Source organism: Planococcus maritimus (genome assembly GCF_001687625.2).
Lineage (GTDB): Bacteria > Bacillota > Bacilli > Bacillales_A > Planococcaceae > Planococcus > Planococcus maritimus.
Window position 1 is genome coordinate 1,100,516 of record NZ_CP016538.2, and the last position, 17,771, is coordinate 1,118,286.

Consider the following 17,771-nt stretch of genomic DNA (forward strand, 5'->3'; position numbering starts at 1 on the left):
ATGGGACAAGTAACAGTGAAACAAGTGATGGAGATGTTCGGCTTGAAACTCATCAGCGGCGAAGAAGGCATCGGGCGGCATATTGCCATCAGCGATATTTCGAGACCGGGATTAGAGATGGCAGGCTATTTTACTCATTATCCAGCAAATCGCATGCAATTGCTCGGGAAAACAGAACTATCATTTTTTGCGATGCTTAAACCTGAGGAACGTCTTGACCGGATGATGAAATTGTGTGCAGAAGATACACCTGCTATCATCGTATCCCACGGCGTCGATGTGCCGGAAGAGTTGGTCATTGCCTCTTCTGAAAAACATGTGCCGGTACTCGGGACGAACATGACCACTACCCGCTTTTCCAGCTTATTAACAAACTTCCTGGAAAGCCAGCTCGCTCCGACGACAGCTGTGCACGGGGTATTGGTCGATATTTACGGAATCGGTGTGCTCATTACCGGAAAAAGTGGCGTCGGTAAGAGTGAAACGGCTTTGGAACTAGTTAAGAAAGGCCATCGCCTTGTAGCGGATGATTGTGTGGAAATTCGTCAAGAAGGCGAAAGCACGCTCGTTGGGCATCCACCAAAGCTAATTGAATACCTGCTGGAGATCCGCGGTGTCGGCATCATCGACATCATGACTTTATTCGGAGCGAGTGCCGTACGTAACTTCAAGCGTATTTCACTTGTCATTGATCTCGAGATTTGGGATCAAGACAAAACTTACGATCGTCTCGGCCTTGAGGAAGAGACCATGAAAATCATTGATACGGATGTGACGAAGTTGACGATTCCTGTACGTCCAGGACGTAACCTTTCTGTCATTATCGAAGTAGCGGCGATGAACTACCGCCTGAAACGGATGGGGGTCAACGCTGCTGAGGAATTCTCCAAGCGACTTGATGATGTCATCTCGCAAGATACAAATTAAGCGAATGGGAAGGTGCACTATATGTATTCAGTTTTAGCAGCGATCGATCCGACTGCATTTTCACTCGGGCCGATCGATGTCCGTTGGTATGGCGTCATTATTGCAACGGGCATCGTCATTGCCTTTCTTGTCGGGCAAAAAGAAATGGTCAAACGTGGGCTTCACCCAGATTACCTCACCGACTTATTGATTTGGGCGGTGCCGCTTGCCATTGTCGGCGCCCGTATTTATTATGTTCTGTTCGAATGGGAGAATTACCGGGATCAGCCCGCTCAAATCATCGCCATTTGGAACGGCGGAATCGCGATACACGGCGCGTTGATTGCTTCGGTCATTGTCGCATATGTGTTCACAAAACGACGCAATACGCCATTTTTAAAAGTAGCTGATATACTCGCACCGAGTATTTTAATCGGTCAGGCGATCGGGCGTTGGGGCAATTTTATCAACCAGGAAGCACATGGCGGGGAAGTGTCGCGTCAATTTCTGGAGAATTTATTCCTTCCTGACTGGATCATCAATCATATGTACATAGATGGCGCTTATTACCATCCGACCTTCCTTTATGAATCATTATGGAGCTTGGTTGGAATCATTATTTTGCTGCTGCTGCGCAAAGTCAATTTGGTGCGCGGGGAAATGTTCTTCTTCTATATGATTTGGTATTCGGTTGGGCGTTTCTTCATCGAAGGCATGCGTACCGATAGCTTATACGTCATCGGCGAATTGCGCGCTGCACAGCTTGTGTCGGTCATAGCAATCATCATCGGGCTCGCGTTCATCATTTACCGGCGAGTGGCCATCAAAAACCCGCCGCGCTATTTGGATAAATAACGAGGAAAGAAGAGATCGAATGTCGACAGTGAAAAATGGCTTGAAAGCCGGATTAAAGACTACGTGGTCACTCGGGAAAATCATTTTTCCGATCACTTTGCTTGTCACCATGCTGCAATTCACGCCAGTGCTGCCGTTTATCATCGACTTGGTGGCGCCGGTCATGGGGATTTTTGGACTCAGTGGCGAGGCGGCCGTACCGCTCGTGCTCGGCAATGCACTCAATCTGTATGCAGGAATTGCTGGGATTCTATCGCTTGAACTGACCGTCAAAGAAGTATTCATCTTGGCGGTTATGTTATCGTTCTCGCATAACATCTTTATCGAAACCGGCGTTGCCTTGAAAGTTGGTGTCCGGTTATGGATTGTTCTGGTGGTTCGTTTTGGTTTGGCTGCTTTGTCCGGCCTCTTGATCAATCTATTCTGGTCCGGTGGCGGAGAAGTTGCGCAATATGGATTTACACCTGAAGTCGCTGCTGCTCCAGAAACCTGGCTAGGTATTTTTATGCTGGGATTGGAAAAAGCGAGCTTTGGTGTACTCCAACTAGCGATGATCGTCATCCCGCTTATGCTGATGATTCAAATATTGAAAGATCGCCAGTATTTACAGAAAATCTCGAATATGATGGGGCCGCTCACCCGGCTGATTGGCGTCGAGAAAAATACTTCTTTGACGCTCGCTTCCGGACTGATTTTCGGGTTAGCGATGGGAGCTGGGGTCATGATCCAGGCTGTCCAAGAAGATGGCGTCAGCCGCAAAGACGCGACGCTCGCTTTTATTTTCCTGGTGGCGTGCCATGCAGTAGTTGAAGATACATTGATCTTCATCCCGCTCGGCATCCCAATCTGGCCATTATTATTAATTCGGGTCATTACCGCCCTCGCTTTAACGATATTCATTTCTTATCTATGGCGGCGGGCTGAAGACAATCGGAAGGAAGTGCTCTCTACATGAACAAAGAAATAAACACATTATTATTTGATTTTGACGGAACGTTGCTGGATACGAATGAATTAATCGTTCAGACGTTCCTAACGGTGCTCGGCGAACATTTTCCTGGTGAATATGGCCGGGAGGATGTTTTGCATTTTATCGGGCCATCACTCGAACAAACTTTTACAAATATTGCCCCGGACAAGGTCAATGAACTGAGCGACCAATACCGCCGGTTGAACCGCACACTCCATGACGATCTGGTGTCGGAATATGACGGGGTCACAGAAACTTTGCGTATGCTGAAGTCGAGAGGCTTGAAGATGGCGATCGTTTCCACCAAGCGGGAAGAAACCATTTTACATGGCTTGCGTTTGATGGGCGTTGATGATGTGTTTGATGTGTTAGTAGCATTAGATCATGTACAAAACCCGAAACCGCATCCAGAACCGCTTGAGTTGGCCCTACGTTTACTGGAAGCGGATCGGGAAGATGCTTTAATGATTGGTGACAATTCACATGATATCGAAGGTGGGAAAAATGCCGGGGTTCGCACAGCTGGCGTTTCTTGGACTGCCAAAGGAGAAGAGTTTTTAGCGAGCTTTGAACCGGACTTCATGCTGCAACATATTTCCGATTTATTGGAACTGACAAAAGAAGGCGTTAAATGAGACGCACCGAGCGTTATCCGGTCGAAGGGGCGAATTCGCTTTGGCACATCTACAAGACAGTGCCGTTCTGGAAAGTAGCAAAGAACTTCCTGGTCATCCAGACCGCTCGCTACACGCCATTTTTGCCATTGAAAAACTGGCTGTATCGGAAGTTTCTTGGCATGACTGTCGGCAAAGAAACTTCGTTTGCGCTCATGGTCATGCCGGATTTGATGTTTCCGGAACGCATAGAAGTCGGCGCTAATACCGTAATCGGTTATAATACGACTATACTCGCACATGAATACTTGATCGAAGAATATCGGCTCGGCGACGTCTTGATTGGCGACCGTGTCATGATCGGAGCAAACAGTACGATTTTGCCCGGCATCAAGATTGGAGACGGTGCTATTGTCTCCGCTGCCACGCTCGTCCATAAAGATGTACCGGCTGGAGCTTTTGTCGGCGGCAATCCGATGAAAATCATCTATACAGCCGAAGAAATGGCCGATCGACAAGCAAAATCCTGAAAGCTCAGCGCTTTCAGGATTTTTTCTGTTCTCCTTGCTTGACGGGCCAAAGCGGCTTGCGCTAAAATAAGAATCACTTTAACGATTCATCACTCTAGCGAACTAAAGTGAAATAACCGATAATAGGAAGTGTTCAACGATGACCATCGAAATGTTTGAGAAACCATTAGGCATGCGTGACGATTTTCCTGTAATTGCAAAACAAAAAGCGAATTTGAGAAAACAAGGCACTGAGCTGATTGAGCAAGCAGGCTACGAATTATTGCAGACGCCGACTTTGGAATATTACGAAACAATTGGAAGAATTTCTGCTATCTCAGATGATGCTTTGTTCAAGCTGCTCGATAGCCAAGGAAAAACGCTCGTCTTGCGACCAGATATGACTTCTCCGATCGCGCGAGTTGCAGCATCAAAACTATTGCGCGAGAAAATGCCGATTCGTCTCGGCTACTATTCTAATGTATTCCGGGCTCAAAAACGCGAAGGCGGCCGCCCTGCGGAATTCGAGCAAATGGGCGTCGAGTTGATTGGCGACGATTCCTTATACGCGGATGCGGAAGTGATCAGTTTGGCTTGGGATATTCTGAAGCAAGTAGGTGTTGGTTCCGCCCGCATTGTCGTCGGTCACACGAGACTACTTGAACTGATCTTGGCTGATTTCGGGCTGGACAGTGAACAAAGCAGCAAAGTGCGCGAACTTTTTGTCGCCAAAAACGGGGTAGGGGTGGAACAACTTTCGAGAGAACTGCCCATTTCATCAAACAAATTAGCATCGTTCTTGGCATTGATGCAGGCGACAACAGTAGCCGATTGGAAACAATGGATCAACAATGAAAATGAAGAACAAATTAAGCTCTACCACGATATGGAGCGTCTCGAAGAGTTATTCAAACGCAATGGGCTCGGGGATGCAATCACTTTTGATATCTCCTTCAGCAGCCATATGACGTATTATACAGGCTTAGTATTTGAATGTTACGGAGCAGGCAGCGGCTTTCCGCTCGGCAGTGGCGGGCGTTATGACGGCTTGATGGAGCAATTTGGCTTGCAGGTCGGTGCGACCGGGTTCGGTTTGCGGGTTGACCGTCTGCTCGAATCGGTATCACCTGAAAAAATCGAAGAACCACAAACGCTGATTTTATTCGACGAACAAAGCGAGCAGCGTGCATTTGAGAAAGCTCAGCAAATGAGGGCATCAGGAAAACGAGTGACTTTACAGTATGCACCAGCGGTACAAGCACTCGAGCCGTTTACGGACTTGTTCACCGAAGTCATCAGAGGGGAGGCGCTGGATAATGGATGAATTAACGATTGCCATGCCAAAAGGCAGAATTTTTGAGGAAGCCTATGAACTATTGGTCGGAGCTGGTTATGATTTGCCAAAAGAGCTCGACGACTCGCGCAAACTGATTGTCGAAGCACCAAACGAGAAATTCCGCTTTATCCTCGCGAAGCCGATGGATGTGCCGACTTATGTCGAGCATGGGGTTGCGGATATCGGAATTGCAGGAAAAGACGTCTTGTTAGAGCATGACCGAGACGTCCACGAATTATTGGACCTCGGCATCAGTGCTTGTTATATCGCGACAGCCGGCTTGCCGAATACCGAAATGGATGAAGTCACGCCGCGTATTGCGACGAAATATCCAGCCGTCGCTTCCCATTATTACCGCAGCAAAGGCGAGCAAGTCGAAATCATCGAACTGAATGGCTCCATCGAATTGGCACCACTGATCGGTTTGTCCGACCGCATCGTCGATATTGTTTCGACTGGGCGGACTTTAAAAGATAATGGCCTTGTGGAATATGAAAAAATTGCAGACATCACCTCTCGCCTTATCGCAAACCCGGTAAGCTATCGCTTGAAGCAGCAGCGCATCACAGAACTAGTCGATAAATTGCGGGAGCAGGTGGAGAAATGAACATCCAAAACCTGACAGGCGAATTGTCGATCCGGCGCCAATTAGCCGACTGCACCCAGCAGCAACTGCAGGCAGTAAAAGAAATCATTGAAACGGTACGGACCGAAGGCGATAGCGCTTTATTGCGCTTTGCAAAAAAATGGGACCAGGCAGACTTGTCTGCCTTAAAAGTGACCGAAGATGAAATTAAAGAAGCGGTTGAACGCTTCGATCCCCAATTGCTTGCTGACCTGACAGAAGCTGCAGACAATATCCGCAACTACCACCTTGGGCAAAAGCAACAGGGCTACCGGCATGACCGTGCGGATGGATCGTACGTTGCACAGCGCGTCACGGCCATCGAATCAGCTGGATTGTATGTTCCAGGTGGCACAGCGGCCTATCCATCATCTGTTTTAATGAATGTTATTCCAGCGCAAGTTGCTGGTGTGGGGCGCATTGTTGTGACATCCCCACCAAATAGCGAAGGTAAACTATCAGACGGTGTGCTCGCAGCCGCCCACATCCTCGGGATTACTGAATTGTACAAAGTCGGTGGAGCGCAGGCGATTGCCGCACTCGCTTATGGCACTAAGTCGATTCAGCCGGTCGACAAAATTACAGGTCCTGGCAATATCTTCGTAGCGCTTGCTAAACGCGAAGTGAACGGGGATGTGGCGATCGATATGATCGCAGGCCCAAGCGAAATTGCGATCATCGCCGATGACAGCGCGTATGCGGATGAAGTGGCGGCAGATCTTTTGTCTCAAGCAGAACACGATCCGCTGGCCAGTGCTGTATTATTGACAGAGAGCCGCGAGCTTGCTGAACAAGTCGCGGCGCAAGTGGCCAGCCAATTAGCCACTTTGCCGCGCGAGGCAATTGCGGCCGCGTCGATTCGCGACCACGGAGCTATCTATATCGCAGACAACCGCACAGACCTCATCAACGCAGCCAATCAATTGGCTCCGGAGCATTTGGAAATTATGACGGAAGATGCAGAAGAGATGGCACAAGAAATCGATCACGCCGGAGCAATTTTTATCGGCCGTTATTCATCGGAACCGGTCGGCGATTATTTTGCCGGCACGAATCACGTCTTGCCAACCAATAGCACAGCACGCTTTTCCAGTGCCTTGTCTGTCTATGATTTTGTCAAACGGACGAGCATCGTTCATTATAGCGAGCAGGCATGGCGTGAAAACCAAGAGAAAATTGCCAGGCTCGCAAGGCTAGAAGGCCTCGAAGCACACGCACGTGCAGTCGAATCGCGCGCTTGGAAAAAGGGGAGTCAATCATGAGAAAATCGGACATTACACGTAAAACCAATGAAACGGAAATTGCCGTCAGTTTTTCACTGGATGGAAAAGGGCAGGCAGATATCAATACAGGTGTGCCATTTATGGACCATATGCTGGACCTTTTCATTAAGCACGGACAATTTGATGGCCGCATCCATGCAAATGGCGACACCCATATCGACGACCATCACACGACCGAAGACATCGGCATTGTCCTTGGCCAAGCGGTGCTTGAAGCGTTAGGCGATAAAAAAGGCTTGCGCCGCTATGGCAATGCATTTGTGCCAATGGATGATGCACTCGCGCAAGTCGTCATCGATTGCTCAAATAGACCTCATCTTGAATTCCGTGGAGACATCCCGAACGCCAAGGTGGGCTCATTTGATACGGAACTGGTGCATGAATTCTTGTGGAAATTCGCGTTGGAATCACGTATGAACGTTCACGTCATTGTCCACTACGGCCGCAATACGCATCACATTATTGAAGCGGTCTTCAAAGCGCTTGCTCGCGCACTAGACGACGCAACGATGATCGATCCGCGTGTAGAAGGCGTTCCGTCGACGAAGGGGCTGTTGACATGATTGTCGGCATCATCGATTATGGCATGGGCAATTTGTTCAGCGTGGAACAGGCATTGAAAAAACTGGAATGCACCGTCATCACTTCAGACGATGTGGAAGTTTTGGCTGAAGCGGATGCGATTTTGCTTCCGGGTGTCGGGGCATTTCCGGATGCGATGAGACGATTAGACGAAAAGGGTTTAGCCGGATTTATCCGCTCCCTCCCAGAACAAGGCATTCCGCTGCTCGGCATTTGCCTCGGCATGCAATTATTGTATGAAGACAGTGAAGAAGGACGCGCGGTTAAAGGACTTGGCTTACTGAAAGGCCATATCCGGCGTTTTCCATCCGGTACATACCGCATTCCGCATATGGGATGGAACCGGCTGAATTTCATTCAGCAGCCGTATTGGCTAGAAGATATCCATGAGGACACACATGTCTACTTTGTTCACTCGTTTTTGGCGACAGAGACAACTAGCGAACAAGTGTTTGCTTCGGCTGAATATGGCGGACTTGAAGTGCCGGGCGTTGTCGGCGGAGGATCGATCACAGGAATGCAGTTCCACCCAGAAAAGTCTGGGGAGTTCGGGCATTATTTATTAGCGCAATGGATTGCAAATGTCAGGGGGGATTTACATGAATGAGTTTCAAATTTATCCGGCCATCGATTTAAGAGGCGGAAAATGTGTTCGGTTGTTTCAAGGAGATTATGGCCAGGAGACCGTTTATGCGGATTCGCCTGTTGAAATGGCGAAAAGTTTTGTAGACGCTGGAGCCAAATGGATTCATATGGTCGATTTGGATGGCGCGAAAGACGGCAGCCGCATTAATGATCAAGTGGTTATTGAAGCCGCTAAACTGGATGCCAACATTCAAGTAGGCGGCGGTATCCGGAGTCGTGAAGACATCAGCCATTACTTGTCGAACGGCGTTTCGCGGGTCATTATCGGCAGCTTGGCGGTAAGGGAACCGGAACTCGTCGCGACCTTCATTGAAGAATTCGGCGCAGAACGCATCGTTATCGGCATCGATGCCAAAGATGGCATGGCCGCGACAGAAGGATGGATTGAAACTTCGCATAAGCCAGCAGCTGAAGTAGCCGCTTATTTTGCTTCAAAAGGCGCGAAACATTTCATCTATACCGATATTTCGACAGACGGCACGCTTGCCGGGCCGAATATCGACGCCAACCGGCAATTAGTGGCAGATGATGTCTCGCAAGTCATCGTCTCCGGCGGCATCGGCACACTCGATGATGTGAAGAAAGTCAAACAAGCGGCAGCCGATAGCCCGATAGCCGGATTGATCATCGGTAAAGCTTTGTATGAAAACCGCTTCACGCTCAAGGAGGCGCTATCATGCTGACGAAACGCATCATTCCTTGCCTGGATGTCAAAGAAGGACGAGTCGTTAAAGGTGTGAGTTTTGTAGAACTTCGGGATGCAGGCGACCCGGTGGAACTTGCAAAATTCTACGATGAACAAGGCGCGGATGAATTGGTCTTTCTGGATATTTCCGCATCGCATGAAGGCAAAGAGACGATGGTGGAAGTGGTGCGCATTGTGGCGACTGAATTATCGATTCCCTTTACTGTAGGCGGAGGGATCCGCACCTTGGACGACATGAAACGGATGCTGCGTGCGGGGGCGGATAAAGTCTCCTTGAATACGGCAGCGCTTGATCGTCCGGAATTGATCAAAGAAGGTGCGGATTTCTTTGGGTCGCAGTGCATCGTCGTTGCTATCGATGCCAAAAGAAATGGCGATAGCTGGGACGTCTACACGCACGGAGGCCGCAACCAAACTGAATGGGATGCGGTCGAATGGGCGAAACATGCGGTCGCTTTAGGTGCTGGGGAATTATTATTGACCAGCATGGACAGCGATGGCCAAAAAGACGGATTTGACGTCGCGCTGACGAAAGCGGTACGTGACGCTGTAGAAGTGCCGGTCATTGCAAGTGGCGGAGCGGGGAACCGCGAACATTTCAATGAAGTATTCGAACAGGCGGATGCGGATGCAGCGCTTGCGGCATCGATTTTCCACTACAAAGAAACGAGTATCAAAGAAGTGAAACAGTATCTGCATCAAGAAGGAGTGAATGTCCGGTGACCAATGTGAAATATGATGAAAATGGATTAGTGCCTGTTATCTTGCAAGATGCATCCACTAAACAAGTATTGACTTTGGCATATGCCAATGAGGAAGCGGTCAAGCGTACGATCGATACGAAAGAAACCTGGTTATACTCAAGAAGCCGCAAAGAATTGTGGAACAAAGGGGCAACCAGCGGCAACACGCAGCGCGTCCAATCGGTCCAAATCGATTGCGATGGCGATTCTTTGATTTATGAAGTGATTCCAAACGGTCCAGCTTGCCATACGGGAGAGACAAGTTGTTTCCATGAAACCTTGGCAGGTGAACGTTCGTCTTCTGCTTCGGATATGATTACAGAACTGAGCGCTTTGATCAAACAACGCGAAATCGATATGCCAGAAGGTGCGTATACGACGTATCTATTTGAAGAAGGCGTCGATAAAATCTGCAAGAAAGTCGGAGAAGAAGCGGCGGAAGTCATCATTGCAGCGAAAAATCGCGATGCGCGTGAACTGGCAACAGAAAGTGCAGACTTGCTATACCACTTGCTTGTTTTGTTACAAGAGCAAAAAGTGGATTTCAAAGAAGTGACCGGTGTGCTCGAAGAACGCCATGCGGCGAAAAAGGACAAGTAAATAATAGGGAAATATGCTATAATAACAGCACATTTAGGGAAAGGAGCGATTCAGGTCGCTCCTTTTCCTGTTACGGAGGCATATTTTGGAGAAAAACAAAAGAAACAATTTTGACAATGTCGTATCATTCATTCCGACTGGGGAATTTTATTATCAGAAAGCCCTTAAGGAGCTGCAGCGCGAACATTATGATAAAGCGCATAAGTATTTGCAGCGGGCAAAAGAACTAACTCCGGATGACCCGCTCATCCTGATGCATTACGGAGTGGTGCTGATGGAGCGGCAGGAGTTTGAACTGGCGATGGATGAGTTGCGTACTGCCCATGAGCTCGATCCGGAAGAACCGAATATTTTATTCTTTTTGGCGGAAGTCCATGCACATTTGGGCTCGTTTTTTGATGCCCGGAAATATGCCAAGGATTATCTCGAAAAGGATGCCAGTGGAAGCTACGCGGCAGAAGCGATGGAAATCATCGATTTTGCCGAGCAGGAAGACTGGCAGTTGTTTGACAACGATGGGGAGTCTCATAATAGCGAGCATTATTATTTGCAGGAAAAAGCGCGTCGCTTGATGGAACAAGGGGAATTCCCGGAAGCAATCAAGTTACTAGAAGAAGTTATCGAAGAAAAGCCCGATTTTTGGGGAGCTTATAATAATCTCGCGCTAGCGTATTTCTATATTGGGGAAACGGAAATGGCGAAATCGCTACTACATGAAGTGCTTCGTAAAAACACCGGCAACCTGCACGCCTTATGCAATTTGGCAGTGTTCCATTATTATGAGAAAAACGATGAATTAGATGACATCTTAGGTTTGCTGAAGAAAATCCAGCCCTATGTTTTCGAACACCGTTACAAATTAGGCGCGACCTTTGCTTTGGTCGGAAAATACAAAGAAGCCTATCGCTGGCTGAAAAGCCTGCAAAAACGAGGGTTCGATGGAGATCCGGCATTTTATTTTTGGTTGTCGCACGCCGCGTACCACTCGGGCCATGAGGAGACAGCTAAGCACGCGTGGGAGCAATTAAAACGGATGGACCCCGCGAAAGAAGGCTATGAGCCATGGGGAGAGCAAGCGGTGATGCCGCATGCAGATGCATTAGAACACGATCGTGATTTTCTGATCGGCAAACTCGACCATATCCATTTAAGCGAGCGGATCTACGGATTGTTCCTTCTTGGGAAGTCTTCTCATAAACAGGAAATCATTTCGCACCCGAACTGGCTTAAATCCGAGCAGCCTTCAGTCTTGGAAACGTATATGCTTGGCTATGCGCTTGGCCATCCTTTCCGTGAATCAGTCAAAGAGGAAAAAGCCTTCTTGCGCGCGATGGAAACAGCAGAGCGCTTGTATTACCAAAAAGGAATGGTCGACCGTGAAAATGATACGGTCTTTCAATTATGGTTTCTATTGGCGGAACGAGCTTTCGACGCCGATTACATGTTCCGCAATCCTGCTGCGCTTGCTGCTGCCGTCAGCTATATGGTGGAATCGGCGGAAAAACAGGAAACAACCAAAAAAGCCGTTGCAGCGAAATTCGGCACGTCTGTTGCGACGATGTCCAAATATGTTGACGAGTTAAGCGGATATTTGCCGAATTTTGAAGCCTAGGCATAAAAGTTGAAGACGACCGTTTATTGCTTTACGATTTAGCTAGTGATTAAGAGGAGGGCCTACAATGACAGAAACAACTAATATTTATGATGTGTTAATAATCGGTGCGGGGCCTGCCGGCATGACAGCCGCGGTCTATACATCGCGAGCCAATCTTTCGACGCTCATGCTCGAGCGTGGAATTCCAGGCGGCCAAATGGCCAATACCGAAGAAATTGAAAACTACCCAGGATTCGACCATATCCTTGGTCCTGACCTATCTACTAAAATGTTTGAACATGCGAAAAAATTTGGGGCCGAATATGCTTACGGCGATGTGACTGAAATCATCGATGGCGATGAATTTAAAACTGTCAAAGCTGGCTCGAAAGAATACAAAGCCCGTGCTATCATTTTGACAACCGGAGCCGAGTACAAAAAAATGGGCATCCCGGGTGAAACCGAACTTGGCGGACGCGGTGTCAGCTATTGCGCAGTATGCGATGGTGCATTTTTCAAAGGCAAAGAATTGGTCGTCGTTGGCGGCGGAGATTCGGCAGTTGAAGAAGGGGTTTACTTGACTCGTTTCGCGGACAAAGTAACCATCGTTCATCGCAGAGACGAATTGCGTGCACAGAAAATCCTTCAAGACCGCGCCTTCGCAAATGACAAGATCGACTTTATCTGGAGCCATACCGTAAAAGAAATTCACGATAAAGATAGCAAAGTCGGAAGCGTTACTTTGGTATCGACCAAAGACGATTCAGAACGGGAATTCGAAGCAGACGGCGTGTTCATTTATATTGGCATGCTGCCACTAACGAAACCATTTGAATCACTGGGCATCTTGAATGACCTTGGTTATATTGAAACGAATGAAGAAATGCAAACGGCAGTGCCGGGAATATTCGCAGCTGGCGATGTGCGGGACAAAACTTTGCGTCAAGTCGTCACGGCGACTGGCGACGGCAGCATCGCCGCGCAAAGCGTCCAACATTACGTGGAAGAACTGGCAGAAAAAATTGCTTCCAAAGCGCAAGCTTAACGCGTTCTTAATCGCTTTGTAACAGCATTGTCATGCAAAAGAGGTATAGTAAGTAACGTATAACAACCCCCTTTTTATATAGTTATTTTTGACAGGCTGCTTTCCGGATTGTCCGGGGAGTGGCCTCTTTTTTTGTATTTTTTTGCATGACACGCCAGGATAGATGTATAATGAACATAGTTTATATTAGATGCGGAGTGGCAAATGTGCAGCGAATCGCGAATTTATTGCTAGTAGAAAATGGCAAAGTACTATTGATGAAAAAGCCGCGCAGGGATTGGTATGTAGCTCCCGGCGGAAAAATGGAAAGCGGCGAGTCGATTTATGACGCGGCTATCCGAGAGTTCATAGAAGAAACGGGTGCAGAGCCATTCGGCGTTCACTTGAAAGGCGTTTACACCATGATGATCCAGGAAAACAAGGAGACGGTAGATGAATGGATGCTATTTACGTTCCGGGCTACACAGCTCCGGGGAGTGCCTTTTGAAGATACGCGCGAAGGCATTTTGGAGTGGCATCCTGTGGAAAGTTTACGCACCTTGCCAATGGCAGAAGGAGACCGGACAAACCTATTGTTTGCGGCCTATCAGGAAGGCGTTCAATACGGGACCTTTTACTATACGCCGGAATTCGAATTGCTAGAAGAGAACATCCAATCATCGACCGAAGAGGTGAATCGCCAACATGGATAAGCATACAGAAGAAACCGAATTAATCATTATCACCGGCATGTCCGGTGCTGGGAAAACAGTGGCCATCCAAAGCTTTGAAGACCTCGGTTTTTTCACCATCGACAATCTTCCGCCGGCGCTGCTTCCAACATTTATCAAATTGATGAGGGATTCTGGCAAATCAATGAAGCGTGTTGCGGCGGTCATGGACCTGCGTGGAGGCGATTTTTTCGACAGCCTCGTTGATGCCATTGACGATTTATCGAAAGAGCCAGAAGTGGCGATTACCATTCTGTTTCTCGATGCAGAGAACCAAACGCTCGTGAGCCGTTACAAAGAAACTCGCCGTTCGCATCCCTTGTCTCCAGGCGGGCTAGTACTTGGCGGGATTAAAAAAGAACGGGACATGCTGAAAGACTTGCAAGGGCGTGCGCATTATATGTACAATACCTCGGAAATGAGCCCACGCCAGTTAAAGGGTAAAATCACCTCGGATTTTGCTTCAAAAACGAGCAATGTCTTCACGGTCAATTTGATGTCATTCGGCTTTAAACATGGCATGCCGATTGATGCTGACCTTGTGTTCGATGTTCGCTTTTTGCCGAACCCTTATTATATAGAAGAATTGAATCCACAATCAGGCTTAGATCAGCCGGTGTCCGATTACGTATTAAAATGGCAGGAAACGCAGACACTGGTGCAAAAACTGGAGGAATTATTCGATTTCATGATTCCCCAGTACAAGCAAGAAGGCAAAGCGCAATTGGTCATCGCTTTTGGCTGCACAGGCGGCCAGCATCGATCCGTGACGCTTGCTGAGTATTTCGGGAAATACCTCTCCAAAAACAATAAAGTCAGCATTACACATAGAGATGTAAAAATCAGAAAGGGTTGAGCATATGGAAAAAAGTCTCCAGCAAAAACGAGTCGTAATCATCGGGGGCGGGACCGGTCTGTCCACTTTGCTGAGGGGCTTAAAAACTTTTCCGCTCGATTTGACGGCGATTGTCACGGTAGCAGACGACGGCGGAAGCTCGGGGCGTTTGCGCGATGATTTGGATATTCCACCACCTGGTGACATTCGCAACGTCATGGCCGCATTGTCGGATGCCGAACCTTTAGTAGCTGAAATGTTCCAATACCGCTTTAAGCATTCGCTTGATTTGGAAGGGCATTCACTAGGTAATTTAATGCTTGCAGCGTTGACCGATTTAACGGGTGATTTCTCGCACGCTGTTCGGGAGATGAGCCGCGTCTTGAACGTCAATGGTACTGTTCTGCCCGCTGCCAATCAATTGGTGACATTGAACGCCGAACTTGAAGATGGAACCATCATCAAGGGCGAATCCAAGATCCCTGCCTATATGCAGCCTATCAAGCGCGTATTTCTGGAGCCGGCTGGTGTCAAGACATTGCCGGATACTATACAGGCCATCCAATCAGCCGATGTCATCGTTATCGGACCGGGTTCTTTGTATACAAGCATCTTGCCGAATTTGCTCGTGAAAGATATTAAAAAAGCGCTGCTTGAAGCGAAGGCGAGAAAAATTTATATTTGCAATTTGATGACCCAGGCGGGTGAGACTTACGGGTACACAGCCTCGGATCATGTGAAAGCTCTTTACGACCACGTAGGCGTGAACTTCCTCGATGCCATTTTGATCGATAAAGTCCAAATGCCGCAAGGAGTGGCCGAACGTTACAAGAAAGAAAAAGCATGGCCGGTGGAATACGATGAAGAACGCCTGAAGAAAATGGGGCTCGAAGTATACCGCCACGACATCGCGAACATTTTCGGGGAGGCCGTCCGGCACGAACCAATGAAAGTGGCGAATTGGCTTTTTGAATACACCAGCAGCGAAGTGGAAGCATCGCAACGCCGGTATTCCTGAAGCTCGAAAGGGGGGGCGTAATTGTCTTTTGCATCAGAAACAAAAAAAGAAATGACACAAATTGAAGTGGATGATTGTTGCGGAAAAGCAGAGCTGTCGGCGATGATTCGCATGAACGGTACCTTGTCCTTTTCGAACCGCCAGCTGAGCCTGGATATCCAAACAGAAAACGCAGCCATTGCGAGAAGAATCTATACATTGCTTAAACGCTTTTACAAAGCGTACCCGGTGGAATTATTGGTCCGCAAGAAGATGAGGCTGAAAAAGAATAATGTTTATATTTGCCGCTTGCGTGATGGCGCGAAACTAGTACTCGAGGATTTACTGATCTTGTCGGAAGGTTTTCAGTTTCAACAAGACATATCTCCCGAACTGATTTCCACTACTTGCTGCAAGCGCTCTTATTTGCGCGGTGCCTTTTTGGCTGGAGGATCGGTGAATAATCCCGAAACCTCCTCTTACCATTTGGAGGTTTACTCTTCCTACAAAGACCATGCGGAAGCGTTGGTCATCCTGATGAACCATTTCCAATTGAACGGAAAAATGATCGAACGGAAAAAAGGCTTTGTTACCTATCTAAAAGAAGCAGAGAAAATTTCTGATTTCCTTAGCCTGACAGGTGCCCATTCAGCATTGTTGAAATTCGAAGATGTCCGGATCCTCCGCGATATGCGCAATAGCGTCAATCGTTTGGTCAATTGCGAAACGGCTAATTTGAATAAAACAATTGATGCAGCTCTCCGGCAAATCGAAAATATCCGTTTTATCGATCAAGTGATTGGAATCGACCAGTTGCCCGACCGCCTGAAAGAAATCGCCCGCTTGCGGGTGGAATATCAGGACGTCACATTGAAAGAGCTGGGTGAGATGGTATCGACAGGGAAAGTTAGTAAGTCAGGTGTTAACCACAGGCTCCGGAAAATCGATGAGATTGCCGAGTCATTGAGAAAAGGCGAAACGATCAGCCGGTAACAAGGTTGCTCTTTCCTATAGATTGCGTGAGAGTCGAGTTTTCGGAGGAGGATATACATGGTAGAAAAACAAGTAGAAGTGCAATTGAAATCAGGATTACAAGCGAGGCAAGCGGCGTTATTCGTACAAGAAGCCAACCGCTACAGTTCGGATGTTTATTTGGAAAAAGGCAATAAGAAAGTAAACGCTAAAAGCATCATGGGAATCATGAGTCTCGCTGTCAGCAAAGGCACGAACGTCACGATTTCAGCCGATGGTGCAGACGAAGAGGCAGCAGTTGGCGCGCTGGCCCAATTGATCGATACGGAAGCTTAAAAAACGTAAAAAAAAAGCTGACCTCCATGCCCATGCATGGAGGTCAGCTTTTTTGAACTTACTCTTCTTTTTCGTGATTTTCAGGCAATTTATTGCGCGTGATGATTTGGTCGATTAAGCCATATTCCAGTGCACGTTCTGCTGTCATGAAGTTATCGCGGTCTGTATCGCGCGAAATGACTTCTAGAGACTGGCCAGTCCGTTCAGATAGAATCTGGTTGAGTTTTTCGCGCAAGAACAAGATGCGTTTTGCTGCGATTTCAATTTCCGTTGCTTGCCCTTGAGCTCCGCCAAGTGGCTGGTGGATCATGACTTCAGCATTTGGCAATGCGTAGCGTTTGCCTTTTGTACCAGCTGCCAAGAGGAATGCTCCCATGGATGCAGCCATGCCGATGCACACGGTTTGGACATCAGGTTTGATGAATTGCATCACATCATAAATCGCCATACCGGCCGTGATGCTTCCGCCTGGGCTGTTGATGTAGATGGAAATATCCTTTTCTGGATCTTCAGCTTCAAGGAATAGCAATTGTGCGACGATGGAGTTGGCGACATTGTCGTCGATTCCGCTGCCGAGCATGATGACACGGTCTTTCAAAAGACGAGAATAGATATCGTATGCGCGTTCGCCTCTGCTTGTTTGTTCGATTACTGTAGGGATTAAATTCATGGATCATTTCCTCCTTCAGGTAAATGTAAGTGTTGCTGAACACTGTTCAGCCGTACATTCATCATACACATCTTGGTCAATGAAGGTCAAATCTAACGAATTGAAAATCGGCGCTTGAAATAACAGGAAAGCTTTTGTATAATAGAAAAGTCGTCAACAATATTTGCCCTCGTAGTGTAAAGGATAACACGTAAGATTCCGGTTCTTGAGATGGGGGTTCGATTCCCTCCGAGGGTGT

Annotated in this window: 21 protein-coding genes and 1 tRNA gene; 21 read left to right on the forward strand and 1 reads right to left on the reverse strand. The window is 47.8% G+C overall.

Annotated features, from left to right (window positions below):
- The 20 genes from hprK (at nucleotide 1) to BBI11_RS05575 (ending at nucleotide 16,863) form a co-directional block, all read left to right on the forward strand.
- Nucleotides 1-927: an HPr(Ser) kinase/phosphatase gene (gene hprK, locus BBI11_RS05480; protein WP_068461317.1), complete on the forward strand. Its 927-nt coding sequence runs from the start codon at nucleotides 1-3 to the stop codon at nucleotides 925-927.
- Between the two features lie 21 nt (nucleotides 928-948).
- Nucleotides 949-1,761, forward strand: a complete 813-nt coding sequence (gene lgt, locus BBI11_RS05485; RefSeq protein WP_068461319.1) for a prolipoprotein diacylglyceryl transferase — start codon at nucleotides 949-951, stop codon at nucleotides 1,759-1,761.
- Nucleotides 1,762-1,780: 19 nt separating this feature from the next.
- The gene (locus BBI11_RS05490; RefSeq protein ID WP_068461321.1) at nucleotides 1,781-2,716 is read left to right on the forward strand and encodes a nucleoside recognition domain-containing protein; all 936 of its coding nucleotides are present in this window, start codon (nucleotides 1,781-1,783) and stop codon (nucleotides 2,714-2,716) included.
- On the forward strand, nucleotides 2,713-3,366 hold the full coding sequence (gene ppaX / locus BBI11_RS05495; protein WP_068461324.1) for a pyrophosphatase PpaX: 654 nt from the start codon (nucleotides 2,713-2,715) through the stop codon (nucleotides 3,364-3,366). The genes BBI11_RS05490 and ppaX overlap by 4 nt, the downstream gene beginning before the upstream one ends.
- Nucleotides 3,363-3,875 (forward strand): acyltransferase, encoded by a 513-nt coding sequence (locus BBI11_RS05500; protein ID WP_068461327.1) that lies wholly within the window; start codon nucleotides 3,363-3,365, stop codon nucleotides 3,873-3,875. The genes ppaX and BBI11_RS05500 overlap by 4 nt, the downstream gene beginning before the upstream one ends.
- 139 nt (nucleotides 3,876-4,014) lie before the next feature.
- Nucleotides 4,015-5,178, forward strand: coding sequence for an ATP phosphoribosyltransferase regulatory subunit (locus BBI11_RS05505; RefSeq protein WP_068461328.1), 1,164 nt, complete (start codon nucleotides 4,015-4,017; stop codon nucleotides 5,176-5,178).
- A complete protein-coding gene (gene hisG, locus BBI11_RS05510) occupies nucleotides 5,171-5,797 on the forward strand; it encodes an ATP phosphoribosyltransferase (RefSeq protein ID WP_068461330.1) in 627 nt (208 codons plus the stop codon). The genes BBI11_RS05505 and hisG overlap by 8 nt, the downstream gene beginning before the upstream one ends.
- Nucleotides 5,794-7,077: a histidinol dehydrogenase gene (gene hisD, locus BBI11_RS05515; protein ID WP_068461333.1), complete on the forward strand. Its 1,284-nt coding sequence runs from the start codon at nucleotides 5,794-5,796 to the stop codon at nucleotides 7,075-7,077. The genes hisG and hisD overlap by 4 nt, the downstream gene beginning before the upstream one ends.
- Complete coding sequence (hisB, locus tag BBI11_RS05520) at nucleotides 7,074-7,661, forward strand: imidazoleglycerol-phosphate dehydratase HisB (protein WP_416383654.1); 588 nt, start codon at nucleotides 7,074-7,076, stop codon at nucleotides 7,659-7,661. The genes hisD and hisB overlap by 4 nt, the downstream gene beginning before the upstream one ends.
- A complete protein-coding gene (hisH, locus tag BBI11_RS05525) occupies nucleotides 7,658-8,287 on the forward strand; it encodes an imidazole glycerol phosphate synthase subunit HisH (protein ID WP_068461334.1) in 630 nt (209 codons plus the stop codon). Before hisB ends, hisH begins: the two co-directional genes overlap by 4 nt.
- On the forward strand, nucleotides 8,280-9,008 hold the full coding sequence (gene hisA, locus BBI11_RS05530; protein ID WP_068461336.1) for a 1-(5-phosphoribosyl)-5-[(5-phosphoribosylamino)methylideneamino]imidazole-4-carboxamide isomerase: 729 nt from the start codon (nucleotides 8,280-8,282) through the stop codon (nucleotides 9,006-9,008). Before hisH ends, hisA begins: the two co-directional genes overlap by 8 nt.
- The gene (gene hisF, locus BBI11_RS05535) at nucleotides 9,002-9,754 is read left to right on the forward strand and encodes an imidazole glycerol phosphate synthase subunit HisF (protein WP_068461338.1); all 753 of its coding nucleotides are present in this window, start codon (nucleotides 9,002-9,004) and stop codon (nucleotides 9,752-9,754) included. Before hisA ends, hisF begins: the two co-directional genes overlap by 7 nt.
- Entirely contained in the window at nucleotides 9,751-10,374 is a 624-nt protein-coding gene (hisIE, locus tag BBI11_RS05540) for a bifunctional phosphoribosyl-AMP cyclohydrolase/phosphoribosyl-ATP diphosphatase HisIE (protein WP_068461341.1), read from the forward strand. Before hisF ends, hisIE begins: the two co-directional genes overlap by 4 nt.
- 85 nt (nucleotides 10,375-10,459) lie before the next feature.
- Complete coding sequence (locus tag BBI11_RS05545) at nucleotides 10,460-11,986, forward strand: tetratricopeptide repeat protein (protein WP_068461343.1); 1,527 nt, start codon at nucleotides 10,460-10,462, stop codon at nucleotides 11,984-11,986.
- Between the two features lie 67 nt (nucleotides 11,987-12,053).
- Entirely contained in the window at nucleotides 12,054-13,013 is a 960-nt protein-coding gene (gene trxB / locus BBI11_RS05550; protein WP_068461345.1) for a thioredoxin-disulfide reductase, read from the forward strand.
- 206 nt (nucleotides 13,014-13,219) lie between these two features.
- A complete protein-coding gene (locus BBI11_RS05555; RefSeq protein ID WP_068461347.1) occupies nucleotides 13,220-13,705 on the forward strand; it encodes an NUDIX domain-containing protein in 486 nt (161 codons plus the stop codon).
- A complete protein-coding gene (gene rapZ / locus BBI11_RS05560) occupies nucleotides 13,698-14,579 on the forward strand; it encodes an RNase adapter RapZ (RefSeq protein ID WP_068461349.1) in 882 nt (293 codons plus the stop codon). Before BBI11_RS05555 ends, rapZ begins: the two co-directional genes overlap by 8 nt.
- Before the next feature lie 4 nt (nucleotides 14,580-14,583).
- Nucleotides 14,584-15,576 (forward strand): gluconeogenesis factor YvcK family protein, encoded by a 993-nt coding sequence (locus BBI11_RS05565; protein ID WP_068461351.1) that lies wholly within the window; start codon nucleotides 14,584-14,586, stop codon nucleotides 15,574-15,576.
- A 21-nt stretch (nucleotides 15,577-15,597) separates the two neighbouring features.
- Nucleotides 15,598-16,548: a DNA-binding protein WhiA gene (gene whiA, locus BBI11_RS05570; RefSeq protein ID WP_068461353.1), complete on the forward strand. Its 951-nt coding sequence runs from the start codon at nucleotides 15,598-15,600 to the stop codon at nucleotides 16,546-16,548.
- Nucleotides 16,549-16,605: 57 nt separating this feature from the next.
- Entirely contained in the window at nucleotides 16,606-16,863 is a 258-nt protein-coding gene (locus tag BBI11_RS05575; protein WP_068461355.1) for an HPr family phosphocarrier protein, read from the forward strand.
- 58 nt (nucleotides 16,864-16,921) lie between these two features.
- Here BBI11_RS05575 and clpP read toward each other — a convergent pair whose 3' ends face one another.
- Complete coding sequence (clpP, locus tag BBI11_RS05580; protein WP_068461357.1) at nucleotides 16,922-17,533, reverse strand: ATP-dependent Clp endopeptidase proteolytic subunit ClpP; 612 nt, start codon at nucleotides 17,531-17,533, stop codon at nucleotides 16,922-16,924.
- A gap of 165 nt (nucleotides 17,534-17,698) precedes the next feature.
- Here clpP and BBI11_RS05585 point away from each other — a divergent pair.
- Nucleotides 17,699-17,770 (forward strand) — tRNA-Arg (locus tag BBI11_RS05585).
- Nucleotide 17,771 lies beyond the last annotated feature (1 nt).